The 25,975-nt window shown below is 65.2% G+C and carries 24 protein-coding genes and 1 pseudogene; 11 read left to right on the top strand and 14 right to left on the bottom strand.

Going from position 1 to position 25,975, the window contains the following annotated elements; all coding sequences use genetic code 11:
* Positions 1-1,069: 1,069 nt before the first annotated feature.
* Both GV035_RS19170 and GV035_RS19165 read right to left on the bottom strand, forming a co-directional pair.
* A complete protein-coding gene (locus tag GV035_RS19170; protein WP_159836564.1) occupies positions 1,070-2,542 on the bottom strand; it encodes an HDOD domain-containing protein in 1,473 nt (490 codons plus the stop codon).
* A 146-nt stretch (positions 2,543-2,688) separates the two neighbouring features.
* Complete coding sequence (locus GV035_RS19165) at positions 2,689-4,554, bottom strand: putative bifunctional diguanylate cyclase/phosphodiesterase (protein WP_159836563.1); 1,866 nt, start codon at positions 4,552-4,554, stop codon at positions 2,689-2,691.
* A gap of 535 nt (positions 4,555-5,089) precedes the next feature.
* Here GV035_RS19165 and GV035_RS19160 point away from each other — a divergent pair.
* From GV035_RS19160 to GV035_RS19150, 3 genes are read left to right on the top strand one after another with little or no spacing between them, the layout of a single operon-like run.
* A complete protein-coding gene (locus tag GV035_RS19160; RefSeq protein ID WP_159836562.1) occupies positions 5,090-6,364 on the top strand; it encodes an EAL and HDOD domain-containing protein in 1,275 nt (424 codons plus the stop codon).
* A 34-nt stretch (positions 6,365-6,398) separates the two neighbouring features.
* Positions 6,399-6,968 (top strand): peroxiredoxin, encoded by a 570-nt coding sequence (locus GV035_RS19155; RefSeq protein ID WP_159836561.1) that lies wholly within the window; start codon positions 6,399-6,401, stop codon positions 6,966-6,968.
* A 37-nt stretch (positions 6,969-7,005) separates the two neighbouring features.
* Positions 7,006-7,494: a hypothetical protein gene (locus tag GV035_RS19150; RefSeq protein ID WP_159836560.1), complete on the top strand. Its 489-nt coding sequence runs from the start codon at positions 7,006-7,008 to the stop codon at positions 7,492-7,494.
* A gap of 16 nt (positions 7,495-7,510) precedes the next feature.
* On the opposite strand, the gene cydB is transcribed toward GV035_RS19150, so the two are convergent.
* Both cydB and GV035_RS19140 read right to left on the bottom strand, forming a co-directional pair.
* Entirely contained in the window at positions 7,511-8,518 is a 1,008-nt protein-coding gene (cydB, locus tag GV035_RS19145; protein ID WP_159836559.1) for a cytochrome d ubiquinol oxidase subunit II, read from the bottom strand.
* A 27-nt stretch (positions 8,519-8,545) separates the two neighbouring features.
* Entirely contained in the window at positions 8,546-10,009 is a 1,464-nt protein-coding gene (locus tag GV035_RS19140) for a cytochrome ubiquinol oxidase subunit I (protein ID WP_159836558.1), read from the bottom strand.
* A gap of 214 nt (positions 10,010-10,223) precedes the next feature.
* Between GV035_RS19140 and sugE the strand changes: the two genes are divergently transcribed.
* The 6 genes from sugE to GV035_RS19110 all read left to right on the top strand — a co-directional run bounded on the left by sugE (position 10,224) and on the right by GV035_RS19110 (position 15,925).
* On the top strand, positions 10,224-10,544 hold the full coding sequence (gene sugE, locus GV035_RS19135) for a quaternary ammonium compound efflux SMR transporter SugE (protein ID WP_159836557.1): 321 nt from the start codon (positions 10,224-10,226) through the stop codon (positions 10,542-10,544).
* Between the two features lie 285 nt (positions 10,545-10,829).
* Positions 10,830-11,459 (top strand): DUF4126 domain-containing protein, encoded by a 630-nt coding sequence (locus tag GV035_RS19130; RefSeq protein WP_159836556.1) that lies wholly within the window; start codon positions 10,830-10,832, stop codon positions 11,457-11,459.
* Positions 11,456-14,065: an ABC transporter permease gene (locus GV035_RS19125; RefSeq protein WP_159836555.1), complete on the top strand. Its 2,610-nt coding sequence runs from the start codon at positions 11,456-11,458 to the stop codon at positions 14,063-14,065. The genes GV035_RS19130 and GV035_RS19125 overlap by 4 nt, the downstream gene beginning before the upstream one ends.
* 21 nt (positions 14,066-14,086) lie before the next feature.
* Positions 14,087-14,521 carry a group II truncated hemoglobin gene (locus GV035_RS19120; protein ID WP_159836554.1) on the top strand — a complete coding sequence of 145 codons (435 nt, stop codon included), beginning with the start codon at positions 14,087-14,089 and terminating at the stop codon, positions 14,519-14,521.
* Between the two features lie 91 nt (positions 14,522-14,612).
* On the top strand, positions 14,613-15,344 hold the full coding sequence (locus tag GV035_RS19115) for an alanyl-tRNA editing protein (protein ID WP_159836553.1): 732 nt from the start codon (positions 14,613-14,615) through the stop codon (positions 15,342-15,344).
* A complete protein-coding gene (locus GV035_RS19110) occupies positions 15,341-15,925 on the top strand; it encodes a DUF924 family protein (protein ID WP_159836552.1) in 585 nt (194 codons plus the stop codon). The genes GV035_RS19115 and GV035_RS19110 overlap by 4 nt, the downstream gene beginning before the upstream one ends.
* Before the next feature lie 13 nt (positions 15,926-15,938).
* On the opposite strand, the gene GV035_RS19105 is transcribed toward GV035_RS19110, so the two are convergent.
* From GV035_RS19105 to GV035_RS19060, 10 genes and pseudogenes are all read right to left on the bottom strand, one after another.
* Positions 15,939-16,685, bottom strand: coding sequence for an SDR family oxidoreductase (locus tag GV035_RS19105; protein WP_159836551.1), 747 nt, complete (start codon positions 16,683-16,685; stop codon positions 15,939-15,941).
* 10 nt (positions 16,686-16,695) lie between these two features.
* The gene (locus GV035_RS19100; protein ID WP_159836550.1) at positions 16,696-17,280 is read right to left on the bottom strand and encodes a TIGR00730 family Rossman fold protein; all 585 of its coding nucleotides are present in this window, start codon (positions 17,278-17,280) and stop codon (positions 16,696-16,698) included.
* Positions 17,280-18,017, bottom strand: coding sequence for a TetR/AcrR family transcriptional regulator (locus GV035_RS19095; protein WP_159836549.1), 738 nt, complete (start codon positions 18,015-18,017; stop codon positions 17,280-17,282). Before GV035_RS19095 ends, GV035_RS19100 begins: the two co-directional genes overlap by 1 nt.
* A gap of 159 nt (positions 18,018-18,176) precedes the next feature.
* Entirely contained in the window at positions 18,177-18,743 is a 567-nt protein-coding gene (locus GV035_RS19090) for a diacylglycerol kinase (RefSeq protein ID WP_159836548.1), read from the bottom strand.
* Positions 18,740-19,771: a glycosyltransferase family 4 protein gene (locus GV035_RS19085; protein ID WP_159836547.1), complete on the bottom strand. Its 1,032-nt coding sequence runs from the start codon at positions 19,769-19,771 to the stop codon at positions 18,740-18,742. The genes GV035_RS19090 and GV035_RS19085 overlap by 4 nt, the downstream gene beginning before the upstream one ends.
* Before the next feature lie 44 nt (positions 19,772-19,815).
* Positions 19,816-20,592 (bottom strand): annotated as a pseudogene (locus GV035_RS19080) (UDP-2,3-diacylglucosamine diphosphatase); the annotation flags it as partial.
* A gap of 264 nt (positions 20,593-20,856) precedes the next feature.
* A complete protein-coding gene (locus GV035_RS19075; RefSeq protein ID WP_159836545.1) occupies positions 20,857-21,360 on the bottom strand; it encodes an RDD family protein in 504 nt (167 codons plus the stop codon).
* A 7-nt stretch (positions 21,361-21,367) separates the two neighbouring features.
* Positions 21,368-22,123: a DUF3106 domain-containing protein gene (locus GV035_RS19070; RefSeq protein WP_159836544.1), complete on the bottom strand. Its 756-nt coding sequence runs from the start codon at positions 22,121-22,123 to the stop codon at positions 21,368-21,370.
* A 28-nt stretch (positions 22,124-22,151) separates the two neighbouring features.
* The gene (locus tag GV035_RS19065) at positions 22,152-22,604 is read right to left on the bottom strand and encodes a DUF3619 family protein (RefSeq protein WP_159836543.1); all 453 of its coding nucleotides are present in this window, start codon (positions 22,602-22,604) and stop codon (positions 22,152-22,154) included.
* On the bottom strand, positions 22,601-23,164 hold the full coding sequence (locus GV035_RS19060) for an RNA polymerase sigma factor (protein WP_159836542.1): 564 nt from the start codon (positions 23,162-23,164) through the stop codon (positions 22,601-22,603). The genes GV035_RS19065 and GV035_RS19060 overlap by 4 nt, the downstream gene beginning before the upstream one ends.
* A 379-nt stretch (positions 23,165-23,543) precedes the next feature.
* On the opposite strand from GV035_RS19060, the gene GV035_RS19055 reads away from it, so the two are divergent.
* Positions 23,544-25,307, top strand: a complete 1,764-nt coding sequence (locus GV035_RS19055) for an acetolactate synthase 3 catalytic subunit (protein WP_159836541.1) — start codon at positions 23,544-23,546, stop codon at positions 25,305-25,307.
* Between the two features lie 110 nt (positions 25,308-25,417).
* Positions 25,418-25,909, top strand: coding sequence for an acetolactate synthase small subunit (gene ilvN, locus GV035_RS19050; RefSeq protein ID WP_008341906.1), 492 nt, complete (start codon positions 25,418-25,420; stop codon positions 25,907-25,909).
* Positions 25,910-25,975 lie beyond the last annotated feature (66 nt).

Here is a 25,975-nt window from a genome sequence, read left to right as displayed (position 1 = left end):
AGAAAGCAGCTTTTTTCTGAACCGCACGATGCAAAGACAGCGTGGTCACTCCGCAGAAAGGCGGTGGCACTCGGTAAATAAACAGCCTTGAATCGCCTTCCACGCCCGCTGAGCGCCACGTCCTTCGAGCCCCTTGGCTCGACAAAACCAGTGGGACACTTCCGCCATTGGGTCTTTTATACGGCTTATTGGGTGCTTACTCACCTAGAAAAGTTGTGTGCGTCAAGCTGTGCAGAAACCGGATGCCAGTGGTTTCAGTTGATCCTTCTGTGCGACGTTCGGTGCGAAGGGCGTAGCCCGCAGCGCCGAACGCCGCACGCCGCTATGCAGCAGCGCGNGCACTTCCTGAAGCGCATCCTTCATGAGCGCCTTCATCAGATCCCGGTCACCGGCAACCAGCGCTTCCACTGGCGGCCGGTTCGTACTACGCTTGGTCGTGGCCATGGCGTAAGCCCTCCCGAGGGCAGGTTGACGAACTCGACATTCATCAACTTACACCACGGCCACCCCTTCCTTCGGCATCTTCCTGCCTCCGAACTTTCTGCACACTTCTCGGCACATTACCCCTAGAAATGGACAGGTGACAAGCCAGACCCATTAATGACGTACGAGAGGATAGGGGAGATGCATCGTGATCTGGGACGAGCGCGGGCGAGCACGTACGCGCCGCGCTCCGCCTTACCCGCCCCGCCTACGGAGCTGACTTTTCGTTGAACTTGTTTTGCAGTAGCGGGACGTGCCCCACTGGTTCTGTCGAGCCAAGGAGCTCGGAGGACGTGGCGTTCAGCGGACGCGGAAGGTGATTCAGGGTTGATTCAAGCTGAGGGCCAATATGGTTCCACGGAGTGCTCCGGTTATTTGGAACAGCGGGCGAAAAAGCTGCTTTCTTTGGTTACTTTCTTTGCTGCTGCAAAGAAAGTGACCCCCGCCCCGGGGAGGGGCAACGCTAATAGACCGACACGAAAACAAGTTCCCCGCCAAAAAGCCGCCGCCGCACGCAAACGCAGAAAAGAAAAAACAAGAACGTCGCGAACAAAAAGGCACCGACCGCCGGAGGCAAGAAAAAACCTCAGATCAACTCGACTTCCTTCCAGTCCGCGTTAGAAAAAAAACGGCTCAGCTCCCGCGTGAGCTCATTGAGCGCGCTCATCTCCTGCGCAGAAATCTTGTGCACATGCTGCCCGGCCGTCCAGTCGCCATACACGAGCGCAACGGTCGAATCGTTGGACTTCACGGGCAAAAGCACGAACGCCTGCGCCTCGCCGAGCGTCTCCTTGTACCAGCGCGGCAAACGCGCATCGATGCGCGCATCGTGAGCATTCTCGATAAAAATGCCAACCGGATTGGTGATCGCAAGATGAAACACGTCCGGCCGGAATTCGGCGCTGAATGACAGCGCGGGAAGCATCGGCTCGATGCCCGCGCCCATGCCAAGACGCGCCTGAAACTCATCGTTGGCCTGGCGCACGAAGACGACCGCACGCGACAGTCCCAGCCCCGCCAGCACCGCCTCCGACGCAAGCGCCAGCACCGGCGCAAGCGCGTTCTTCGACGGCAGCGAGCGCAAGTCGTCGAGACTCGCGCCGATACGCGCCTCCGCCGACACGCTCGCGCGCGCCATGGCGTCCGCATTCGCCTGCAATTCGACGATCTCGCGCATCACGCCGTCGCCGCCTTCCTCGCTCGCGAGCGCGAGGCTCATGGAGGCAAGCGTTTCCGCGTCCGTGCTGAGCGCGCCGCTGTAACGCTCGGCGATATCGACGAGCATCGACTCGCGGCCGTCCGCCGCGACGTTCTGCGCGGTGAGCGCATCGGCGACTTCGGTCGAATAGTTCGTGACGGCTTGCAGCCAGCGCACATGCTTCGGCACGGTTTCGTCCGGCGGCGCGGTGAGATCGCTCACGCGCATGCCGGCGCGAATCGTTTCCGGCAGACGCCAGCGGTCCGCCGCCTCGATGCCGATTTCCTCGAAGGTCACGCCGAGCAGCGCGGCGCACGCGCTGCTGTCGCTGATGTTCTCGGTCGCCGCCTTGCGGCGCAACTGGTCCCACTCGTGTTCCAGATAAAACGCGACGAGCAGCTTGCCGATTTGCCGCATCAGCGTGCAGACCACCGCTTCTTCCGCCGAACGCAAGTCGATGCGCTCGGTCACTTGCCGCGCGACCGTGCCCGAGAGCAGCGTGCGGTTCAGTTCGAGTTTGGCATCGATGCGGCGCGGCGCGCTCTGATGAAAGTGATCGACGAGCTTCAGGCCCACGACGAGATGCCCGACCGCGTCCATGCCGAGCACCATGAGCGCGCGGGTGACGGTCGTGATGTTGCCGCCGAAAGCCATGTACATCGCGGAATTGGCGAGCCGCAGCACCTTCTGCGTGAGCCCGAAGTCCGACAGGACGACCTGCACCAGCGCAGTGAAGTCGAGGTCGTCGTCGCTCATCGCGGACACAGTCGTGCGCAGCGCCTGCGAAAGCATGGGGAAGTCCCCGCGCTCGCTCATGCGCCCCCACAACTTGTCCAGTAGTTCGGCCTTGGTGCGTGCCATGCGTAAAAAAACCTGTTGTTGCGCAACGGCTGATCCGAAGCGGCTCAGCTCGATCCATCCATTCAGCGGCTTAGCCCCGGAAAGATACACGGATTCAGGGCACTAAAGCGCGCTGTTCGACTAAAACACGAACATTCGTGCTCTCATCATGTTTCGTGCAACACGAGCGTACTCGATTGAAACGAACGCGCGAGTTCGTCCGACGGCATCGCCTGGCTGATCAGCCAGCCCTGCATGTGATCGCAGCCCAGTTCGGCGAGCAGATCGCGCTGCGCTTCCGTCTCGACGCCTTCGGCCACCAGTTCCAGCCCGAGCGACTGCGCGAGCCCGACGACCGCGCTCACGATCGCGCGGTTGTTGCGGGACGTAATGAGGTTCTCGACAAAGCTGCGGTCGATCTTGAGCTTCGCGAGCGGAAACCGCTGCAAATACGCGAGGCTCGAATAGCCAGTGCCGAAGTCGTCCACGGCGAAGCGGATGCCGAGCGAGCGCAGCGTCTCCAGAAGCCGCGTCGCTTCTTCCGGGTCCTGCATCAGCAGGCTCTCGGTGATCTCGAAGACGAGGCGCTTCGCGTCGATACCCGTCAGCGCGATGGCTTCCTTCACCGCGGCAGTAAAGCGTTTGTCGCGGAACTGCTGCGGCGACACGTTCACCGACACGTAGTCGAGCCGGATGCCGATGCCGTCCCACTGCACGAGCTGCATGCACGCGGCCTTCAGCACCCAGTTGCCGAGATAGTTGATGAGGCCGATGGATTCCGCGAGCGGAATGAACGTCGAGGGCGGCACGAGCCCATGCACCGGATGATGCCAGCGCATCAGCGCCTCCACGCCGACGACCGCGCCCGTGCGGATCTTCGTGATCGGCTGGAAAAAGAGCGAGAACTCGCCGTTGCGCACGGCCTCGTAGAGATCGGCTTCGAGCTTCAGGCGTTCGGCGTCGGCGGGATTGTCGTCGAGCTTGTGGACGACGAGCGTGTTGCCGCCCGTGGCCTTCGCCTGCGCGAGCGCGAGATCGGCCATGCGCAGAAGGCTCGCCTGCACGCCGGACGTGCTGGATGCGTCCTTGGCCGCGTGGTCCGGATACAACGCCACGCCCACGCTCGCCGACAAATGCGTGTGCTGCCCGCGATACCGGTACGGCTGCGCGATCGCGGTGAGCAGCCGCCGCCCGAGATTCTCGGCGGCTTCGGCGGTGGCGCCCGCGGGCAGCAGCACGGCGAACTCGTCGCCGGCCACGCGCGCCACGCGCTCGCCGTGCGCCGCCGTGTGCTGAATGCGGCGGGCGGTTTCGCGCAGCATGTCGTCGCCGGCTTCCGAGCCGAGCGCGCGGTTGATGCGCTGATAGTCGTCGATATCGAGCAGCACGAGCGCCGCGTGCGTGCGCGTGCGTTCCGCTTCGGCCTGCATCGCGGTGACCGCGGCTTGCAGCGCCGTCGCGTTTTCGAGGCCCGTGAGCGGATCGTGATGCAGCGCGTGCTTGAGCGAATCTTCGCGTTCGCGCCAGCGCGACACGTCGAATGCGGCGAGCGCGAAGCCGGGCGTGCCCTGCGCGGCGGTCGCGAGCAGCCGCAGTTCGACGCAGATCGGATAGGTGAGCGACTTCACGAGATGGAGCGTCGCGCGTTCGAGCTCGCCGCTTTCCCGCGCCCGGGCGACGAGCGCATCCAGTTCGCCCGCTTCCTCGGACGGCACGAGATCGTGCAGCGTGAGCATGCTCAGATAGTCGTGGTGATAGCCGATGAAGTCGATGCTCGCATGCGACACGTACTGAAAGCGCAGCGCGTCGTCGATTTGCGCGAGGAAATCGACCGCGCCGAGCGTCGCTTCGAGCGCGGCGGCGGGCTTGGCCGCGATGCCCGCGCCGTCGACAGCACAAGGCGCAGGCGAGGCGGGCGCCTGCGCCTGCGGGTCGCGGGCGTCTCGTGCGGCGGGTCTCCATGCGCGGCGCAGCGCATCGAGCGCGATGCGCCAGGGTGCGCGGCAGGAGACGGGGGTCCGGTTCGCTTGCATGGTCAGTTAAGGTTTTGCGGCGGCGCGCAGCCGATGGTCGACGCTCACGCGGGCGTCGGATGCTTCGGCGGCGCGCGGATACCGCTTCGAGCGGCTCGGCGTGCGGCGCGCCGGCATGAGGCGCGGCACGCTCTAACAGGCAAGTTATCGGCGCAGCAGCGGAATTCTTTAACCGTCACATGCGGCTGTGACGCAGACGCGACGCGGCAATCAGGGAAAACGCGCGGCGCGGCCGCCGCGCACATGCGTAACATGGGCGCAAGGCGATTTTCGGTTACAGTGCGCGTTTCCTGCGGAAAACGCCTTGGCCGCCGTCGCCAGCCAGGGCGCGTTCCGCGGCCCCGGTCGTCCGATTCGGGAATTTGTCGCACACGTCAAGCCTCATGATCGATCGCCTTTCATCTCCGGCGCGCGCGCGCCGTTGCGGCTTCGAGACCGCTCTCGTGCCGGCGCCGGCGCAAACCTTTGCGCCCGCGCGCGTTGTCCGCATTGTTCCTTCGCCTGCGGGATTCGCCGCCCTTTTTCCGATCGCGCCATGCCCGATTCCTCGCTGAAGCCGCGCTCCGCACGCGAGCCGAGCGTCTATGTCGGCCGCCAGCCGATTCTCGACGGCGCGGGCGCGCTCGCCGCGTACGAACTGCTGTTTCGCGACAGCCCCGAGAACCGCGCCCGCGTCGACGACGACGTGCAGGCGACCGCGCATGTCGTCGCGCGCACGGTCGGCGAGATCGGCGTGCCGGCGGTGCTCGGCCTGCATCCCGGCTACGTGAACATGAGCCGCGAGCTGATCTTCGACGACATCGTGCATCTCATGCAGCCCGAGCGGTTCGTGCTGGAACTGCTGGAGAGCATCGTGCTGGACGACGCGCTCTTCAAGCGTTGCGCGCAGTTGCGCCGCGATGGCTTCCGCTTCGCGCTCGACGACGTGACGCGTCTCGACGATGTCCTGCTCGCCGCGCTCCCGTCGGTCGATATCGTCAAGGTGGATGTGCTCGCCGCCGAACGCTCGCACTTGCGCGAGCTCGCGTCGCTCGTCAAGAAGCACGGCAAGCTGCTCGTCGCGGAAAAGGTCGAGACGCACGAGGACTTCGTGCAGGCGCGGGACCTCGGCTTCGATCTCTTTCAGGGCTATTTCTTCGCGCGGCCACAAGTTCTGTCGGCGCGGCGCGCGAGCCCGGCGCGCGCCACGCTCCTGCGGCTCTTGTCCGTGCTCGGCAGCGAGCCCGACATGCGCGTACTGGAAGCCGAACTCAAGCGCAATCCGGATATCGTCCTGCAACTCATGCGCCTCGCCAATTCGAGCGCGCATGCGCGGGGGCGGGACGTTTCCTCGCTGAAGGAGGCGGTGGCCGCCGCCGGCACGCGCCAGTTGATGCGCTGGACGCAACTGCTGCTGTACGCGGACGGCAGCGGCCTGCCGTGGCGTTCGGACCCGCTTCTGCAACTCGTCGGCACGCGGGCGCGCTTCATGGAACTGGCAGCCGGCGCACTGCGTCCATCGGATGAAGCGTTTTCCGATGCGGCGTTCATGGCGGGCATCTTTTCGCTCGTGCACGTGGTGGTCGACATGCAGCCCGCCGAAATTGTCGATAAGCTCCATCTAGCCGCCGATATCCGCTCGGCCATTCTCGCGGGCGAAGGTGAACTCGGCGCGCTGCTCGGCATCGCGCGGGCGGCGGAGCGCGGCGATATCGGCGCGATCGACGAAAGCCGGCTCGCTCACCCGGCGCTCGACGCGCTGACGCCCGCGCTTCTCGCCACGCTTCAGGTCGAAGCGGCGGCATGGTTCAGCGAGCAGCGGCTCGACTGACGCGGCACCAACACGATCACGGAGAGGCATCCGCATGAAAAGAAGAACGACGGTGGCAAGCTTGACGGTTTCGGCGGCGATTGCATGCGCGGTCGCGGCCTATCCGCTGATGGCGCGCGCGACGCTCAAGCCGGGCGATGCCGCGCCCGCGTTCGTCACGCAGGCGTCGCTCGGCGGCAACGTCTACCAGTACTCGCTCGCCGACGCGCTGAAGAAGGGCCCCGTCGTGCTGTACTTCTATCCGGCGGCGTTCACGAAGGGCTGCACGGTCGAGGCGCACGAATTCGCCGAAGCCGTCGATCAGTACAAGGCGCAGGGCGCCACGGTCATCGGCGTGTCGCATGACGATATCGGCACGTTGCAGCGTTTTTCCGTGAGCGAATGCCGCAGCAAGTTTCCGGTCGCCGCCGATACCGACGCGAAGATCATCGGCGCGTACGACGCCGCGCTGCCTTTCAAGAGCTCGATGGCCAATCGCGTGTCCTACGTGATCGCGCCGGACGGAAAGGTCATCTACGAGTACACGAGCCTCTCGCCGGACCAGCATGTCGCGAACACGCTGCAGGCGTTGCGCGACTGGAACGCGAAGCACAAGACGCAGTGATGACGGCAGCATCGTTGCTTCGCAAAGGGTAGCCGCCATGCCGATCGTTCTCGCACTCATCGCGCTCGCGGCGCTGATCTACGGCGCGGTGTGGTCGTTCGACGCGCTCCATGCGCGCTTCGGACTCGGCGTCGCGGTCGGCGTCGCGCTGGTCGCGGCGGCGGCGATCGCGGCGGGCATCGCGTACTGGCTCGCGCGGCGCCGCGAGATCGCGCCGAATCTGCCGCGCGTCAAGGGCGACGCGGCGACCAGCTGGACCCACGAACTGAAGCGCGACTGGGGCGGCGTGCGGCTCGCCGCGGGCAAGCGTCTCCTGGATGTGCGCGTGGGCGAGGCGAGCGGCCACTACATCTTCGCGGACCTGCGCGACGCGCAACTCGAACGCGACGACGCGCGTGGCGGCTGGCACGTCGTCCTCGATGTCGCCGATACCGCGCACGGCCAATGGCGTCTGCCGATGACCGATCGCGCCGAAGCGCGCAAGTGGACGCGCATTCTCTCGCTCGCGGTTCAGCAGAAGCTCTGACGCGTCAGCCACGCCGTCAATCCACGTGATAGCCCATGTCGCCGCGCACCTTGCCGCGAAACACCCAGTACGACCAGACCACGTAGATCATCAGCACCGGCAGCAGGAACAACGTGCCGATGATGAAGAACTGATGGGCGATCGGCGAGGCCGCCGCGTCCCATAGCGTCACCGAAGGCGGCGCGATGAACGGCCACAGGCTGATGACAAGCCCCGTGAACGCGAGAAAGAAGAGGCCCATCGAGCAGACGAAGGGCAGCACTTCGCGGCCTCTCGCAAGACTCGACCAGAGCTTCCACGCGAGGAACGCGGTGAGCAAGGGCACGGGCGAGAAGGCGAAGGCCGTCGGAAAACCGAACCAGCGCGCGGCGATGCGCGCGTCTTTCAGCGGCGTCCACACGCTGATGAGCACGATGAATGCGATCACGCCGATCAGCGCCACGCGCGCCATCTTGCGGCCCCACGCCTGCAAGTCGCCTTCGGTCTTGAGCACGAGCCACGTCGAGCCTTGCAGCGCGTAGCCGAACACGAGGCCGACGCCGACCAGCAGCGGAAAGGGCGCGACCCAGTCCCAGCTCGTGCCCGTGTACTGGCGGCCCACGATCGGAAAGCCCTGAATGAACATGCCGAGCACGATGCCTTGCGAAAACGTGGCGAGCAGCGACCCGTACGCGAACGCGCGATCCCACAGCCACTTGCGCGCCCCGACGACTTCGCGGAACTCGAACGCGACGCCGCGAAAGATCAGCCCGAGCAGCATGAAAAGAATCGGGAAATAGACCGCCGGCACGATGATCGCGTAGGCGAGCGGAAACACGGCGAAAAGCCCGCCGCCGCCGAGCACGAGCCACGTTTCGTTGAAGTCCCACACGGGCGCGACCGAGTTGATCATCAGATTGCGCTCGTCGTGGTCGCGGCGCAGCAGAAAGAGCATGCCGACGCCGAGATCGAAGCCGTCGAGCAGCACGTACATGAACACGGCCAGCGCGAGAATGGCGGCCCACAGCGGCACGAGATCGAGCATCGCGTTCTCCGATTTTCAGAAGATGGGCTAGCGGGGCCGGCGCGGCGGCACGATGTCGTCGCTCGGCGCGACGTCCGCCGTCTGCCGCGACGTCCCGCCGCCCGACGACACCGCCGAGAGCGGGCGCGCCGCGCGCGTCTTCGGCTGAAGCAGTTCGTTCTCGTGGCCCTGCGTGGCCTCGGACGGACCGATGCGCACGAGACGCCGCAAGAGGATGGTTCCAGAGCCGAAGATCACGGCGTACGCGAGCACGTAGAGCAGCCAGGACAGCCCGACATCGCCGGTGGTGAGCGAGGGCGTCACCGAATCGCGCGTGCGCAGGACGCCGTACACGGTCCACGGCTGCCGGCCGGCTTCGGTCGTGGTCCACCCCGCGAGGACGGCGATGAAGCCGAGCGGCATCGCGAACGATGCCGCGCGCAGCCATCGCCTGCTGCGTTCGAGCTTGCCGCGCGCAAAGAGCACGATGCCCGACAGCACGACCACGAGCATCAAAATCGCGATGCCGACCATGATGTGGAACGCGAAGAACACGACGGCCACGGGCGGCCGGTCCTCGCGCGGAAAGTCCTTGAGCCCGCGCACGTAGCCGTTCGGATCGTGCGTCAGATAGATGCTGCCGAGCACGGGCACCGAAATCTCGAAGTGGTTGCGCTCTTCGTCCTGATCGGGAATCGAAAAGAGATTGGCGGGCACGCGCGAGCCGGAGTCCCACAACGCTTCCATCGCGGCGAGCTTGGCGGGCTGGTGCTTCAGCGTGTTGAGGCCGTGGGCGTCGCCGAGCACCATCTGCACCGGCACCATGATGATGAGAAAGATCAGCGACATTTTCAGCATGACGCGGCTTTCCTCGATCGCGCGGCCCTGACGCATGTACATGGCGCCGACGCCGAGAATCACGAAAGCGGTGGTCACGAGAAACGCGCTCACCGTATGCCCGAGCCGGTACGGAAACGACGGCGAGAAGATCACGTCGAAGAAGCTCACCACTTCGAAGCGGCCATCGGGCAGGAGGCGGTAACCTTGCGGCGTCTGCATCCAGCTATTGACGGCGAGAATCCAGAACGACGAGATCAGCGTGCCGGCCGCGACGAACAAGGCGGACATCACGTGCGCCCATTGCGGCACGAGCTTGCGGCCGAACAGCAGCACGCCGAGAAACGCCGACTCCAAAAAGAACGCGGTGAGCACTTCATACCCCATCAAGGGGCCGACGACGTTCGCGGTGCGGTCGGCGTAACGGCTCCAGTTCGTGCCGAACTGAAACGGCATCACGATGCCCGACACCACGCCCATGCCGAACGAGACCGCGAAGATCTTGAGCCAGAACGCCGAGAGACGCCGGTAGACATCGCGCTTGGTGATCCACCAGTTGAGTTCGAGCGTGGCGATGAAACACGCGAGCCCGACCGTGAAAGCCGGAAGCAAGATATGGAACGCAATGACCCACGCGAACTGAAAGCGTGAGAGCAGCACCGGGTCGATATGCATGAACGCTCCTTGGTCGATTCTTGCAACGTTTGCGTCAGCGATGCACACAAGCACGCGCGTCGTTCCTTGATACACGCTTTGCTTCTGGCTTGCCACGCGGCGCGCTTCACCCCTTTGCTACAATTCGGGCTTCGCTCATCAGCTAAACGCGTGCCGGACGACCGCACGCGCATCGACTCATTGGGGACGGCCCCATCTGCATGGGAGTCACCCAATGTCCTGGATTCTTCTTTTCATCGCCGGTCTGCTCGAAGTCGCGTGGGCGGCGGGGCTCAAGACGTCCGAAGGCTTCACGAAGCTTGGACCATCCGTCTTCACGATCGTCACGGCCATCGGCAGCTTCGTGCTGCTCGCGCTGGCCATGCGCCAGTTGCCGCTCGGCACCGCGTATGCCGTGTGGACGGGCATCGGCGCGGTCGGCGCATTCGTGTTCGGCATCGTGTTCATGGGCGAGGCGGTGTCGGCGGCGCGCATCGTGAGCGCGGTGCTCATCATCGCGGGGCTGATCGGGCTCAAGCTCACGTCGGGACACTGAAAGGCGCGTCGTCCGGCGCGGCGTCGCGCCGGGAACGGCAATCGCTCAGGCGCTCGATGCACCGCGCGCTTTTGCGTGGATATAATGGTCTGAGGTCAGTCTGACGGGCGTCCTCGCGTGATGTGGCGTTTTTCGCGCGGGGAAGGCTGGCGGTTCCATCTCACCCGCGCCCGCGTCGCGGCTTTCTCCGGTCGGCTTCGAGCACCGGAAGCGAGCCAACTGTTTCAGCCGGTACAGCAACGCGCCGTGGCCAAAGCGCGCGGCTGGCGCAACAAGGAGGCGGCAATGCTGGAGTCACTTTCGCTCGCGGCGGGTCTTTCATGGGCGAGCGGGCTGCGCCTTTACCTCACGGTTTTCGTCGCCGGGCTGTTCGCACGCATGGGCGTCATTCATCTGCCCGACACGCTCGCGGTGCTCGCGTCGCCCTGGGTGATCGGCGTCGCGGCGGTGCTCACGGTCGTCGAGTTTCTCGCCGACAAGATTCCCGCGGTCGATTCCCTGTGGGACGCGATTCATACGTTCATTCGCATTCCGGCGGGCGCCGTGCTCGCGGCAGGCGCGCTCGGCCACGCCGATCCGACCTTGCTTACCATCGCCGCGCTCGCCGGCGGCACGCTCGCCGGGGCATCGCATTTCGCCAAGGCGGGCACGCGCGCGCTCATCAATCTCTCGCCGGAGCCGCTGTCGAACTGGGCGGCATCCGCGACGGAAGATGTCGGCGCGACGCTCGGCCTGGTGCTCGCGTTTTTCGTGCCGCTTTTGTTCCTCGTCATGCTGATCGCGTTCCTGGTGGTCGCCGGCTGGGCGCTGCCGCGTCTCGCGCGCGGCGTGCATGGCGGCGTCTCGCGCATGGCCAAACACATGCTGCCGGGCACGCATAACCCGATCAGCCGTCTGCGGAGCAAGCACGATTGAGCACGGCGGCCAACGACAAACCCGCGGCCAAGGCGTCGCAAGGACCGCACGCAGCGCACGACACGCATCCGAGCGCGAGGCTCGACTTTCTGCAGACCGTGCGCCAGTCCTGGCGCATGACCGCCCGCGACTGGCGCGCGGGCGAACTCACGATGCTGCTGCTCGCGCTCGTGCTGGCGGTCGCCGCGTTGTCGAGCGTCGGCTTTCTCGCGGATCGCATGCGGCAGGGACTCTCCCGCGATGCGCGTCAGATGATCGCCGCCGATTTCGTCGTGCGCGCCGATCACCCCGTCGATCCGATGTTCGCGCAGCAAGCCCGTGCGCTCGGGCTCGACACCGCGGGCACGACCATCTTTCCGAGCATGGTCAGCTCGGCGGCGCCGACGCCGTTGTCGCGGCTCGCGGCGATCAAGGGCGTGACGCCGGGCTATCCGTTGCGCGGCGCGCTGCGCATCGCGCCCGGCAGCGATGCCCCTGACGCGCCCGCGCAAGGCATTCCCGCGCCCGGCACCGTCTGGGTCGATCCCGCGCTGCTCGACGCGCTGAAGACGAAGGTCGGCGGGGCGGTCAAGGTCGGCACGCGCACGTTCACGGTCGCGGCCGTCATCACGCGGGAGATGGATCGCGGCTTCTCGTTCGTCAACTTCTCGCCGCGTCTCATGATGCGCGCCGATGAAATCGCGGGAACGGGGCTCATCGGCTATGGCAGCCGCGTCACGTACCGGCTGCTCGTGGCGGGGCCGAACGCGCAGGTCGAGCGGTTCGCGCAGTTCGCGCGTGGCAAGACGGATGGCGGCAAGCTGCGCGGCGTCGCGCTCGAGTCGCTGTCGGACGGCCAGCCGCAAGTCCGGCAGACCATCGACCGCGCGAGCCACTTCCTGACGCTCGTCTCGCTGCTGACGGCGCTGCTCGCCGCCGTCGCCATCGCGATGGCCGCGCATCGTTTCGCGCGACGCCATCTCGACGGCTGCGCCGCGATGCGCTGCCTCGGCGTCAGCCAGCGGACGCTGCGCGCACTCTTCATCAACGAATTCCTGGCGATCGGCGTGATCGGCAGCGTGGCGGGCATCGTGCTCGGCTTCATCGGACATCTTGTTTTGCTCCATGCGCTCGGCTCGCTCGTCGATGTGGAATTGCCGCAGGCGAGCGTCTGGCCGGCGCTGCAAGGCATCGCGATGGGTCTCGTGCTGTTGCTCGGTTTCGCGCTGCCGCCGCTTCTGCCGCTCACGCGCGTGCCGCCGGTCCACGTGATCCGCCGCGAACTGGGCGATGCGAGCCGCGTTGCGTATGCGGCGTACGGCGTCGGCGTGCTGCTGTTCGCGGCGCTGCTCGTGGTCGCGGCGGGCGAGCTGAAGCTCGGCGTCATCGTCGCGGGCGGGTTCGCGGCCGGGCTGCTGCTGTTCGGCGTCATCGCCCGGGCGGCGCTCTGGGCGGCGGCGCGCTTCGTGCGGCGCGAGAAGAGCCGCGCGGGCGTCGGCTGGCGTTATGCGCTTGCATCGCTCGAGCGGCGCAGCGGCGCGAGCGCGTTGCAGATCACGGCGCTCGGCATCGGGCTGATGTGCCTCTTGCTGATCGCGATGACGCGCAACGATCTCATCAAGGGATGGCGCGACGCCACGCCGCCGGATGCGCCCAACGAGTTCCTGATCGACATTCAGCCGGATCAGCGCGACGGCGTGCTCGCCTATCTGCACGGCCACGGCCAGGCCGAAGCCGTGCTCTCGCCGATGGTTCGCGCACGTCTCGTCGCGATCAACGGCCACGCGGTGAATCCGGACAGCTACGACAAGCCGGATGCGAAGCGGCTGGTGGACCGCGAATTCAACCTGTCCTACACGACCGCGCTGCCCGACGACAACCGCGTGACGCAGGGCGCGTGGTACGGCACGAGCGCGAAGCCGCAGGTGTCGATGGAAGAGGGCATCGCGAAGACGATTCGCGTGAAGATGGGCGACATGCTGCGTTTCGATGTGGCGGGGTTGCCGGTGGAAGCGCCCGTCACGAGTCTGCGCAAGGTGGACTGGAATTCGTTCAAGGTCAACTTCTTCGTGCTGATGCCGCCCGAGGCGCTCGCGGATTTGCCCGCGACCTTCATCACGAGTTTCTATCTGCCCGCGAACGACCAGCGCATGATCGACGGCCTGATTGCCGCATACCCGAACCTGACGGCCATCGACACCGCACCGATCCTCGCGCAGATCCAGCGCACGCTCGCGCAGGTGATCGGCGCGGTGCAGTTTCTCTTCGTTTTCACGCTCGCGGCGGGCGTGCTCGTGCTGTACGCGGCGCTCGCCGGCACGCGCGACGAGCGCATGCGCGAGTCGGCGCTCTTGCGCGCGCTCGGGGCATCGCACCGGCAAGTGCGCTCGGTGCAGGTCGCGGAGTTCGTCGCGGTCGGCGCGCTGTCGGGTCTGATGGCCGCGCTCGGCGCGCAGGGCATCGGCTACGTGCTCGCGTCGCGCGTGTTCGAATTCCATATCGATTTCAATCCGTGGCTCGTGCCGGCGGGCGTCGTCGCGGGCATCGCGTGCGCGGGGCTCGGCGGCTGGCTCAGTCTGCGGCGCGTGCTGGCGCGCCCGGCGTTGCAATCGCTGCGGGACGCGTAAGTTCTCAGCTAAAGCAAATCAATGAGCGAAGTGAATCAACCGATTTCCGATGACGAAGCGACGAATCGGGACGCCGCGCCGAGCGCGTTCGACCTGATCGGCGGCGAGGCGCGCGTGCGCGCGCTCGTGGACCGTTTCTACGATTTGATGGACCTGGAGCCGGAGTTCGCGGGCATTCGCGCGCTGCATCCGCCGACGCTCGACAATTCGCGCGACAAGACCTTCTGGTTCCTGTGCGGCTGGATGGGCGGCCCGGATCATTACATCAGCCGCTTCGGGCATCCGCGGCTGCGGGCGCGGCATCTGCCGTTCGCCATCGCGTCGAGCGAGCGCGATCAATGGCTGCGCTGCATGGCGTGGGCGATGCAGGACGTCGGTCTCTCCGAGCCGCTGCGCGAGCGCCTGCTCACGTCGTTCTTCGATACCGCCGACTGGATGCGCAACCGTCCCGGCTGATTCGCCCGCTGGTGTACCGGGCGGGTCCGCGCCCGTTTGCGGCATCATCTGCCGATCATCTGACTATCCCAGGCATTCGAGGAACGAAGTCATGACCACACGCGCACTCTTTCGCGAGGACGCTTATCAGACGCGCTGCGAGGCGACCGTCACCGCCATCGACGAAGCCGGCGTTCATCTGGACCAGACCGTGTTTTATCCGCTCGGCGGCGGGCAGGCGGGCGATGCCGGAACGCTGACGCTCGCGGACGGCACTATCATCGCCATCGCCGATACGCGCAAGGCCAAGTTCGAAGGCGCAACGCCCGACGATGCGGTCCATGTGCCCGCGCCGGGCCAGGAAGACGCGCTCGGGAAGCTGAAGGTCGGCGACACGTTGAGCGCGGAGATTGACTGGGAGCGGCGCTATCGGCATATGCGGCTGCATACCGCGAGCCATCTGATCTGCGCCGTGCTGCCGTATCCGGTCGATGGCTGCAGCATCACGACCGACTACGCGCGGCTCGATCTCGCGACGGTCGAGCCGATCGAGCGCGAAGCGGTGGAGGCGAAGCTGCGCGAACTCGTCGGCGGTTCGCACGACGTCCGCACCGAATGGATCACCGACGACGAAATGGCCGCGCGCCCCGAACTCGTCCGCACGATGAGCGTGAAGCCGCCGATGGGCCTCGGCCGCGTGCGGCTGCTGCGCATCGAAAACGTGGACTTGCAGCCGTGCGGCGGCACGCATGTGCGCAATACCGGCGAAATCGGCACCTTGCGCATCGCCAAGCTGGAGAAGAAGAGCGCGCGCACGCGGCGGCTCGTGCTGGAGCTGGCTTGACCGCGGATTCTCGCGCGCAGGACGTCCTCGATTGCTGGTTCGGCGCGCCGGGTACGCCGGAATTCGGCGCCGAGCGCCGGCAGTGGTGGACCAAGAAGCGCGCATTCGACGCGATGCTCACCGAACGCTTCGGCGGCCTGCTCGACGAAGCGCAGGCGGGCGGTCTGAAAGAATGGGAACGCGAGCCGCTTTCCGCGCTCGCGTTGATCGTGGTGCTGGACCAGTTCTCGCGCAACTGCTATCGCAACACGCCGCGCGCTTTCGCCGGCGACGCGCGGGCGCTTGCCATCGCGAAGAAGCTCGTGGAGCAGGGCGACGATCTTCGGCTGCCGAGCGCCTGTCATCGCGCGTTTGTGTACACGCCGTTCGAGCACGACGAAACGCTCGCCAGCCAGCGCGAATCAGTGCGCCTTTTCGCGAAGCTGCGCGACGAAACGGGCATCGCGAGCTTTTACGACTACGCGATCAAGCACGCGGAGGTCATCGAGCGGTTCGGGCGCTTTCCGCATCGGAACAGGATTCTCGGGCGCGAAACGTTGCCCGAAGAGAAAGCGTGGCTTGCTGAACGCGGCGGGTTCTGAACGCCCGACGCGCTTACCGCCCGCCCGTCACATCCAGAATCGCGCCGGTCACATACGACGACGCATCCGAGATCAGCCAGACGATCGATTCTCCGACTTCGTCCGCCGTGCCGGGGCGCCCGAGCGGTGTCTGCGCGCCGAGCACGTGCGCGCGGTCCGGCTTGCCGCCGCTCGCGTGAATATCGGTTTCGATCAGGCCGGGGCGAATCGCGTTGACGCGCACGCCTTCCGGGCCCAGTTCCTTCGAGAGCCCGATGGTCAGCGCGTCGATTGCGCCTTTCGAGCCCGCATAGTCGACGTATTCGTTCGGCGAGCCGAGGCGCGCGGCCGCCGACGAAATGTTCACGAGCGAGCCGCCGTTGCCGCCGCGCGCACGCGAAAGACGCCGCGCCGCCTCGCGCGCGCACAGATACGCGCCCAGCACGTTGGTGTCGAAAATGCGCTTCAGCCGCTCGATGTGCATGTCCGCGAGCCGCGCGCCCGGCGCGACGATGCCCGCGTTGTTCACCACGCCGTCGATCTTGCCGAAGGCTTTCTCCGTGGCGTCGAACATCGCGATGATCGCGGCTTCGTCACGCACGTCGCCGGCAATCGCGATGGCCTTGCCGCCCGCCGCCCGCACCGCCGCGACGGTTTCGTCGGCGGCTTGCGCGTTCGACGCGTAGTTTACGCCGACCGACCAGCCGCGCGCGCCCGCGAGAATGGCCGCCGAACGGCCAATGCCACGGCTCGCGCCGGTAATCAGGATGACTTTGGGCATGCTTCGCTCCTCAGACGGCGTTGCGGTTCTCGGACCATTTGTCGTGGACCGGCGGCGTGTACGCCGCGAGTCTCGCGATCATTTCTTCCGGCTCGGCGGCCACCTGAATCATGTCCAGATACGGCTTGCGCATGAAGCCTTCGTCGATGGTATGACGCAGCATCGAGAGAAGCGGGCCGAAATAGCCGTTCACGTCCAGCAGGCCCACGGGCTTCTGGTGATAGCCAAGCTGCGCCCACGTATAGACCTCGAAGAACTCCTCGTACGTGCCGACGCCGCCGGGCATCGCGACGAAGGCATCGGCGAGATCGGCCATCTTCTTCTTGCGTTCGTGCATGTCGGGCACGACGTGCAGTTCGGTGAGACCGGTATGGCCGACTTCCTTCGCGAGCAGCAGCTCGGGAATCACGCCGACCGCGCGTCCGCCGGCGGCGAGCACTTCATCGGCGATCAGGCCCATCAGCCCGACGCGGCCGCCGCCATACACGAGCGACACATTCGCTTCCACGAGCGCACGGCCGAACGCGCGCGCCGCTTCCGCATAGACGGGGCGGGCTCCGGACGCGGAGCCGCAATAGACACACACAGCCTTCATTATCGGGAATCCTTCGGAGTTTCGTTCTTCGGTGCGCTGGACGCATCGTCGCGCGGCGGCAGGAAGTCCGCATACTGGCGCTTGGGCAGCTTGCCGGAGACCAGATCGTCGAAAAGCTGGCGCGATCGGCCGCGCAGATACGGCGCCATGATCGAGATGATATGCACGCTCACCTGATGCAACTCCGCGCGGATCGCTTCCTGATCGTTGTACTTGCGCGGGTTCATCACGTACTGATACGACAGCCAGTATGTCGCGATCACGCCGATGTTCGTCGCGATGACCCCGATCTCCGCGGGCGTCGCGACCATTTCCTGATCGGCGACGAGCGCCTCGCATAGCTGCTGCGCGAAGCGCACCTTGTGCGTGATGATCTGCTTGAAATGCGTTTCCAGCGTGCGGTTGCGCGCGAGCAGGTCATTCAGGTCGCGGTAGAGAAAGCGATACGTCCAGAGGAAATCGGCCATGTACTGCAGATAGGACCACATCTCGTCGATCGTCGGCCGATGATCGTCGGGAAAGCGCAGGCGCTTCTGAATTTGCTGCTCGAACTGCGCGAAGATGCTGTTGATGATGTCGTCTTTGTTGCGGAAATGGTAGTACAGATTGCCTGGACTGATTTCCATCTCTTCGGCGATCGTCGTCGTGGTGACGTTGGGTTCGCCGATATCGTTGAACAACTTCAGCGACAGTTCGAGAATCCGTTCGCGGGTACGGCGGGGAGGTTTGGCTTCCATGTCGTCCGACCTTGGCATCCGGTTGCGGCGGCCTCGTGCAAGCATGCGCGCGTCCGGTTCCGTTGCGATTTTTGAGAATATCGGACGATTATAAACCGCTCGTTCTTCGTCCCGGACGTGGCTCCCGCGCCGGACGGCGACTTTACGAGATACGCGCGTTCAGTTTGGAAGATGCCCGAACCATGTCGCGAGCGCCGGCGCGAGCGGCCAGAGGATCATGACCCAGGTGAGCACGCAGACCCCAAGCGCGACCATCACGGCGGCGCTGCCGAAGTCCTTCGCGCGCTTGGAGAGTTCGTGGCGTTCCAGCGAAATCCGGTCGATGGCGGCCTCGACGCTCGAATTGAGCAACTCGACGATCAGCACGAGCAGCACCGACGCGATCAGCGCCGCGCGCTCGACAGGCGCGACCGGCACGAAAAGACTGCACGGCAGCAGAATCGCGGCGAGCGTCAGTTCCTGGCGAAACGCGCTTTCCTCGCGAATCGCGATGCGAAAGCCCGAGAGCGAGTTCTTCATCGCGTGCCAGGCGCGCGTGAAGCCGCGATTGCCCTTGTACGGATTGAAGGGCAGGTCGTCGGTGCCGAGCGGTTCGGTCGCCTGAGGCGGCGCATCGGCCGAATCGGCGCTGGCGTCGGTTTCGTCGTCGAACGGGTCCATGATGCGGCCGGGCGCTGCGCGTGCATTCGCTTCGGCGCGTTCTTCCGCCAACGGACGACGCGTCATGCGGCCGCCCGGCCGGCGCTCGGCGCGCGCGGCTCCAGTTGCCGCAAATGCGACGCGAACTGCTCCGACGCCGCGCGCCACGAGAAGCGTTCGGCCCAGGCGCGCGCGTCGGCGCGCTCGATCTTGAGCGCCTGGAGGCATGCCTCGCGCAAGTCTTCGTTGAGCGCGCCGGGTCCGTGCTCGCCGAGCACGTCGATCGGGCCCGTGACCGGATACGCCGCGATCGGCGTGCCGCAGGCCATCGCTTCCAGCAGCACGAGGCCGAACGTATCGGTGCGGCTCGGGAACACGAAGACATCGGCGGCGGCATACACCTTCGCGAGTTCGGGTTGCGACAGCACGCCGAGATAGTTGACGTTCGTATAGCGCGATTTGAGTTCGGCGAGCGCCGGGCCTTCGCCCGCGACCCATTTCGAGCCGGGCAGATCCAGCTTCAGAAACGCTTCGACGTTCTTTTCGATGGCGACGCGCCCGACGTACAGAAAGATCGGCCGCGCGGTGTTGAGCACCTTCGAGTCCATCGGCTGGAAGATGTCCAGATCGACGCCGCGCGTCCACAGCACGACGTTGGTGAATCCGTAGTCCTCCAGATCTTTCTTGACGACGGGCGTCGGCGCCATGACCGCCTGCGACGGTCCGTGAAACCAGCGCAGGAAGCGATACGTCAGCCCGAGCGGAATGCCAAAGCGCGCCTCCACGTATTCGGGAAAGCGCGTGTGATACGCGGTCGTGAATGGCAGCTTGCGACGCAGCGCGTACGAGCGAGCGGCCAAGCCGAGCGGGCCTTCGGTCGCGATGTGCAGCGCGTCGGGGTCGAACGCGTCGATGCGTTCGGCGACGTGGCGCGCCGGCATCAGCGACAGGCGAATTTCGGGGTAAGTCGGACAGGGAATCGTCTTGAATTCGAGCGGCGTCAGCATGTCCACGCGATGCCCGAGCGCCATCAGTTCCTTGCTCGTGTTCTTGAGGGTACGCACGACGCCGTTGACTTGCGGCTCCCATGCATCGGTCACGATCATGATCTTCATTGCGTTTTCCTGGTGCGGCGTGGTGTGTGGGCCGGGGTGCGGGCTCAGACCGTCGCGCGTGCTGTCGCGGCCGGCTGGCCGGGCGCGCGCATGATGGTCCAGTAGACGACCTTGAGTTCGCCGTCGTAGGTTTCGACGAGCGCGGAGAGGCTCTCCACCCAGTCGCCGTCGTTGCAATACAGGATGCCGTCGATGTCGCGGATTTCCGCTTTGTGAATGTGCCCGCACACGACGCCGTCGCAGCCGCGGCGGCGCGCTTCATCGGTCATCACGCGTTCGAACTGCGAGATGAAATTGACCGCGTTCTTGACCTGATGCTTCAGGTACTGCGAGAGCGACCAGTAATTGAAACCGAACTTCGTGCGCACGCGATTGAACCAGCGGTTGAGCAGCAGAATCGCGGTGTAGGCGGTGTCGCCGAGATAGGCGAGCCATTTGGCGTGCTGAATGACGCCGTCGAAAAGATCGCCGTGGACGATCCACAGGCGCTTGCCCGCGAGCGTCGTATGGAACGCTTCGCCGCGCACGTGGATGTCGCCGAACGCGAGGTCGCAGAACTGGCGCGCGGCTTCGTCGTGATTGCCGGGAATGTAGACGACCTGCGTGCCCTTGCGCGCCTTGCGCAGGAGTTTTTGCACCACGTCGTTGTGCGCCTGCGGCCAGAACCAGCCCTTGCGAAGCTGCCATCCGTCGATGATGTCGCCGACGAGGTACAGATAGTCCGATTCGTGATGCCGCAGGAAATCGAGCAGATACGCTGCCTGGCAGCCGCCGGAGCCGAGGTGGATATCGGAGAGCCAGATCGTGCGATAGCGATGCGTTCCGTCCGGCGATTCGCCGTCGATGACGGGCGAAGTGGGCTCGGGCGACTCGGGAACGAGCGCCGACGGATCGACGCGCAAGCCGGAACTGCGAAAGCGGTAAGCGGTGGAGGGATCACATGCCGGCGTGACTGTCGAGTGGAGGGCCATTGGCTCGCGCATCGAGTTTTGGTATGCGCATTGCGCCATGCGGCCGTGACCGAGCCGTGACAGTCACGAGAAGTTCTTATTACGCGGGAAAGGGAAGGCGGAGAAGGTGCCCGCTCACGCCGCGACGATGCGCGTGCCGGCGAGGCGGTCGTGCAGGAACTGGCGGGCCGGATCGAGCCAGACGGCTGCCGCCCACAGCGCCATCCAGACGGCGAACACGATCAGCGTCTGCGGCACCGCGAGCCCAAAGAGCGGATGCAGCGCGAGCGGCGGCAGGAACCACAGCCACGCGAGCGCGTAGCGCGCGAGCGCGCGGCCCACGGTGAGCGGCTCACCGCGCGCATCGACGACTTTCAGGCGCCAGGTTTTCATCGGCAGCGTCTGGCCGCCGTGTGTCCAGAACCACACGAAATACGCCGCCAGCACGAGACCGATCCACGACATCAGCCAGTCGTGATGCGTGAGCCCGTTGCGCTGCTGGGTGAGCGTGCTGAAGAGATAGCCGGCGATGAACACGACGCCGAACAAGATGACGCCTTCGTAGACCATCGTGGAAAGACGCCGGCGCAGGCTGGGCGCGGAGAGCGGCGGGACGGTCGCGGTGGCGGAAAGGCTCATCGGGCGATCACGAGCCGTTGTACATCGAAGGCGCCTGCTGCGGCGAAACGGGAATCGGCGTGGCCGGGACGATGCTCGCCGCGTTCGGCACGGCGGGCTGCGATGGCACGCCCGAGGCCGGCGCGCCCGCGGCCGGCGCGGGTTCCACGCGGGACGCCGCGTGCCCCTGCTCGCGTGCCGTCACGAGCCGGTTGATGTCCTTGACTTCGGCTTTGCCGGTCGGCGGCGCGCTCACGACCGTCGGGCGGCGGTTGCGCTCGCTCGCGGCGAGCTTCTTCTTTTGCTCTTCGGAAAGCTTTTGATACGCGTCCCACGCCTTCTCGCGCTTGTCGGGCGGCACGAGTTTCGACACCTGATAATTCTCACGCGCGACCTTGCGCTCGTCGGGCGTCATCCGCACCCATTCCTCCATGCGCTGATGCAGCCGCTTTTGCGCATCCGGCGACATGCGGTGATAGCGCGATGCGATCCTGAGCCACTTCTGCTTGCGCTCGTCGTTGAACGAGTCCCACTGCGACGCGAAAGGCGCGAGCGCGACGCGCTGCGCTTCCGTCAGACGGCTCCAGGAGAGCGGGTTGTCGGTTGAAAGCGCGGCGAGCGGCGAAAGGGATGCGTCCGGGCCCGCGCTTGCGCCGCTGGGCGCGGCGGCGGAGGCGGGCGCCGTGGCCGACGGCGAATAGAAGCGCGGATAAGTGGCGGCGAACGCGACCAGACCCGCAATCGCGCAGCCGAAGACAATCGCGAGACCGCGCTTGTAACTCACCCGAAAATTCCCCCGCTCGGTTCGATGCTTAGTGATTGCGCGTCAGATACGCGTTGAAGCCGTGGTCGAGATAAGCGTCGAGCGGCAGGCTGTCGCTCATCATGGCTGCGTCGATGTCGGCGAGTTCGGCTTTGCGCTCTTGATCTTCCCAATACGCGATGCCCGCCAGCGCGACGGCGAGCGCGAACACCGGCCCTGCCAGCCCGAAGCCGCCCAGGCGCGCGAACAGGCTCTTGCGGCCGGGGGCGTCGCCTGGGCCGCCAGCCGACAGCGTGGCGCCCGCGCCGGCCAGAACCGGCGTGAACGCGGGCGCAGCGGCGGCGACGGCCACTTTCTCGGGCTTCTTGCGCGCGATGGCAGCGCGGCGCGCCACTGCGAGCCGGTCCACCGCTGCGGCGGGAATGGCCGACGTGCTTTCGTCGAGCGCGCGAATGACCTTCAGCGCGAACTCGTTTTCCTTCGTTTCAAGAGCGGAACTCATAGCGTGATCCCTTTGGCTTTCAGGGCTTGCGCGAGAGCGTGCGTGGCGCGTGAACAGTGCGTCTTCACGCTGCCCTCGGAGCACCCCATCGCGGCGGCCGTCTCGGCGACATCCATATCTTCCCAGTAACGCATGAGAAAAGCTTCTCGTTGACGCGCCGGTAATTTCTGGATTTCCGCGTCGATCAGGTTCAGCACCTGTTCGCGCTCCAGTCGGCTCTCGCTGCTTTCGCTGCCGGTTGCGCCGTCCTGCGATTCGAAGGTTTCGAGCGGGTCGAATTCGTCGTCGTCGGCGCTGCCGAACGAGGAGAATAGGCTGATCCAGGTATTGCGTACCTTCTGGCGGCGAAAGTAATCGTGCGTCGCATTCTGGAGGATACGCTGGAACAAAAGAGGAAGCTCGGGCGACGGCCGGTCGCCGTACTTCTCCGCGAGCTTGATCATGGCGTCCTGGACGATGTCGAGCGCCGCGTCGTCGTCGCGGACGGTGTACACGGTCTGCTTGAACGCGCGTCTTTCGACGCCCGCCAGAAAATCGGCGAGTTCCTTGTCTGATGCCATCCGTTGGGGACCCGGCGCAACGAATTTGCGTCGAAAGAGATTGTGGAGTTCCAGGAAAACCTGCGGATGCTAGCAAATTTTCGCTGTCGCGGGAGGATCGGGAAACGATTTGTTGCTCGGCGTTGCGTGCGCGGCTCCTGTCAAAAGCCCGCGCGACGAGCGCGCAGGGCGCCTCGAACGCGCGGCGGGGAAGTTTTTGCTTGACCGTGTGCGCGAAAACGGGCTATCTTTCCCGACTCGCATCATAAAGTGAATTGTCTGCTTTGAGGCGAGCCCAAGAAGTTCGCCTGTCAAACCAAGACGCGCCGCTTGAACCCGAGCCACAAGCCCGGCAGAGAGCACCCGATCAATTTTTTGCCGAAAATTCGAAAGGTGATGAATGAACATGCCTAGCGCGGAATTCTCCACGTCGGATACCACTCCCTCTCACGATGCCGATTCCATCGGCGCGACCGTGCTCATGCGCGCGCTCGCCGACGAAAACGTCGAGTTCGTGTGGGGCTATCCCGGCGGCTCGGTACTCTACATCTACGACGAGCTGTACAAGCAGGACCAGATCCAGCACATTCTCGTGCGCCACGAGCAGGCCGCCGTGCACGCCGCCGACGCGTATTCGCGCTCGACCGGCAAAGTAGGCGTGTGCCTCGTGACCTCCGGCCCGGGCGTCACCAATGCCGTCACTGGCATCGCCACGGCCTACATGGATTCCATTCCGCTCGTCGTCATCAGCGGGCAGGTGCCCACTGCGGCCATCGGCCTCGACGCGTTCCAGGAATGCGACACCGTCGGCATCACGCGGCCCTGCGTCAAGCACAACTTCCTCGTGAAGGACGTGCGCGATCTCGCCGCCACCGTCAAGAAAGCCTTCTACATCGCGCGCACGGGACGTCCCGGCCCGGTGCTGATCGACATTCCGAAGGACGTGTCGAAGGCGCCGTGCCGCTACGAGCCGGTCAAGAGCGTGTCGCTGCGTTCCTACAATCCGGTCACGAAGGGCCACTCCGGTCAGATCCGCAAGGCGGTGCAACTGCTCTTGTCGGCCAAGCGCCCGTACATCTACACCGGCGGCGGCATCATTCTCGCGGACGCATCGCGCGAGCTGAACCAATTCGCCGATCTGCTCGGCTATCCCGTCACCAACACGCTGATGGGCTTGGGCGGCTATCGCGCGAGCGACAAGAAGTTCCTCGGCATGCTCGGCATGCACGGCACGTATGAAGCCAACATGGCCATGCAGCACTGCGACGTGCTGATCGCCATCGGCGCGCGCTTCGACGACCGCGTGATCGGCGACCCGAAGCACTTCGCATCGTCGCCGCGCAAAATCATCCATATCGACGTCGATCCGTCGTCCATCTCGAAGCGCGTGAAGGTCGATATCCCGATCGTCGGCGACGTGAAGGAAGTGCTCAAGGAACTGATCGAGCAGCTTCAGCACGCGGAGCACGGTCCGGACACGGCCGCGCTCAGGTCGTGGTGGGACGAAATCGAGGGCTGGCGCTCGAAAGACTGCCTCGCCTACGACCGCAAGAGCGAGATCATCAAGCCGCAGTACGTCGTCGAAAAGCTCGCGGAGCTGACGGACGGCAACGCGTTCGTGTGTTCGGATGTCGGCCAGCATCAGATGTGGGCGGCGCAGTTCTATCCGTTCAACAAGCCGCGCCGCTGGATCAACTCGGGCGGCCTCGGCACGATGGGCTTCGGCCTGCCCGCCGCGATGGGCGTGAAGATGGCCTATCCGGACGAGGACGTGGTCTGCATCACGGGCGAAGGCTCCATCCAGATGTGCATCCAGGAGCTCTCGACCTGCAAGCAGTACAACACGCCGGTCAAGATCATCTCGCTCAACAACCGCTATCTCGGCATGGTTCGCCAGTGGCAGCAGATCGAGTACAAGAAGCGTTATTCCAGTTCCTACATGGACGCGCTGCCTGACTTCGTGAAGCTCGCCGAAGCGTATGGCCATGTCGGCATTCGCGTGGAAAGAACGGCGGACGTCGAACCGGCGCTCAAAGAGGCGCTGCGTCTGAAGGATCGCACCGTGTTTCTGGACTTCCAGACCGATCCCACCGAAAACGTATTTCCCATGGTGCAGGCAGGCAAGGGCATCACGGAAATGCTGCTCGGCTCTGAGGATCTATAACGCGGCTTCGTCACGCGAGGCTCGTGCGCGCCCGTCTCCACAAAAGACGAGTGCCGCGCGCGGGTTTCTCGGATGAACGCCTCTTCTGGACATATCGGGAAACACGCACAATGAAACACATCATCTCCGTACTGCTGGAAAACGAGCCGGGCGCGTTATCGCGTGTCGTCGGGCTCTTTTCCGCTCGCGGCTACAACATTGAAACGCTGACGGTGGCGCCGACCGAAGACAGTTCGCTGTCGCGGCTCACCATCGTCTCCATCGGCTCGGACGACGTGATCGAACAGATCACGAAGCACCTGAACCGCCTGATCGAGGTGGTGAAAGTGGTCGACCTGACAGAGGGCGCCCACATCGAGCGCGAGCTGATGCTCATCAAGGTAAGGGCAGTCGGCAAGGAACGCGAAGAGATGAAGCGGATGGCGGATATTTTCCGCGGCCGCATCATCGACGTGACCGAAAAGACCTACACGATGGAACTGACGGGCGCGTCCGACAAGCTGGACGCGTTCATTCAGGCGCTCGACGCCACGGCGATTCTGGAGACGGTTCGCACGGGCAGTTCCGGCATCGGCCGGGGCGAGCGCATCCTCAAAGTGTAGCGCCACACGCAACTCGACTCATTTCCTCTGCTTCGCGCGGAGACAGACCCAGGACTCAAGGAACCA

The organism is Burkholderia sp. 8Y (genome assembly GCF_902506145.1).
GTDB lineage: Bacteria > Pseudomonadota > Gammaproteobacteria > Burkholderiales > Burkholderiaceae > Caballeronia.
Note: the sequence above shows the minus strand (reverse complement) of the source record. Positions and strands in the feature narration are given on the sequence as shown.

Bases quoted from the DNA above. Each gene is read 5' to 3' on its own strand.
- GV035_RS19170 (WP_159836564.1), bottom strand. From the start codon at position 2,542: ATGGCACGCACCAAGGCCGAACTACTGGACAAGTTGTGGGGGCGCATG.
- GV035_RS19165 (WP_159836563.1), bottom strand. From the start codon at position 4,554: ATGCAAGCGAACCGGACCCCCGTCTCCTGCCGCGCACCCTGGCGCATC.
- GV035_RS19160 (WP_159836562.1), top strand. From the start codon at position 5,090: ATGCCCGATTCCTCGCTGAAGCCGCGCTCCGCACGCGAGCCGAGCGTC.
- GV035_RS19155 (WP_159836561.1), top strand. From the start codon at position 6,399: ATGAAAAGAAGAACGACGGTGGCAAGCTTGACGGTTTCGGCGGCGATT.
- GV035_RS19150 (WP_159836560.1), top strand. From the start codon at position 7,006: ATGCCGATCGTTCTCGCACTCATCGCGCTCGCGGCGCTGATCTACGGC.
- cydB (WP_159836559.1), bottom strand. From the start codon at position 8,518: ATGCTCGATCTCGTGCCGCTGTGGGCCGCCATTCTCGCGCTGGCCGTG.
- GV035_RS19140 (WP_159836558.1), bottom strand. From the start codon at position 10,009: ATGCATATCGACCCGGTGCTGCTCTCACGCTTTCAGTTCGCGTGGGTC.
- sugE (WP_159836557.1), top strand. From the start codon at position 10,224: ATGTCCTGGATTCTTCTTTTCATCGCCGGTCTGCTCGAAGTCGCGTGG.
- GV035_RS19130 (WP_159836556.1), top strand. From the start codon at position 10,830: ATGCTGGAGTCACTTTCGCTCGCGGCGGGTCTTTCATGGGCGAGCGGG.
- GV035_RS19120 (WP_159836554.1), top strand. From the start codon at position 14,087: ATGAGCGAAGTGAATCAACCGATTTCCGATGACGAAGCGACGAATCGG.
- GV035_RS19115 (WP_159836553.1), top strand. From the start codon at position 14,613: ATGACCACACGCGCACTCTTTCGCGAGGACGCTTATCAGACGCGCTGC.
- GV035_RS19105 (WP_159836551.1), bottom strand. From the start codon at position 16,685: ATGCCCAAAGTCATCCTGATTACCGGCGCGAGCCGTGGCATTGGCCGT.
- GV035_RS19100 (WP_159836550.1), bottom strand. From the start codon at position 17,280: ATGAAGGCTGTGTGTGTCTATTGCGGCTCCGCGTCCGGAGCCCGCCCC.
- GV035_RS19095 (WP_159836549.1), bottom strand. From the start codon at position 18,017: ATGGAAGCCAAACCTCCCCGCCGTACCCGCGAACGGATTCTCGAACTG.
- GV035_RS19090 (WP_159836548.1), bottom strand. From the start codon at position 18,743: ATGACGCGTCGTCCGTTGGCGGAAGAACGCGCCGAAGCGAATGCACGC.
- GV035_RS19085 (WP_159836547.1), bottom strand. From the start codon at position 19,771: ATGAAGATCATGATCGTGACCGATGCATGGGAGCCGCAAGTCAACGGC.
- GV035_RS19075 (WP_159836545.1), bottom strand. From the start codon at position 21,360: ATGAGCCTTTCCGCCACCGCGACCGTCCCGCCGCTCTCCGCGCCCAGC.
- GV035_RS19065 (WP_159836543.1), bottom strand. From the start codon at position 22,604: ATGAGTTCCGCTCTTGAAACGAAGGAAAACGAGTTCGCGCTGAAGGTC.
- GV035_RS19060 (WP_159836542.1), bottom strand. From the start codon at position 23,164: ATGGCATCAGACAAGGAACTCGCCGATTTTCTGGCGGGCGTCGAAAGA.
- GV035_RS19055 (WP_159836541.1), top strand. From the start codon at position 23,544: ATGAACATGCCTAGCGCGGAATTCTCCACGTCGGATACCACTCCCTCT.
- ilvN (WP_008341906.1), top strand. From the start codon at position 25,418: ATGAAACACATCATCTCCGTACTGCTGGAAAACGAGCCGGGCGCGTTA.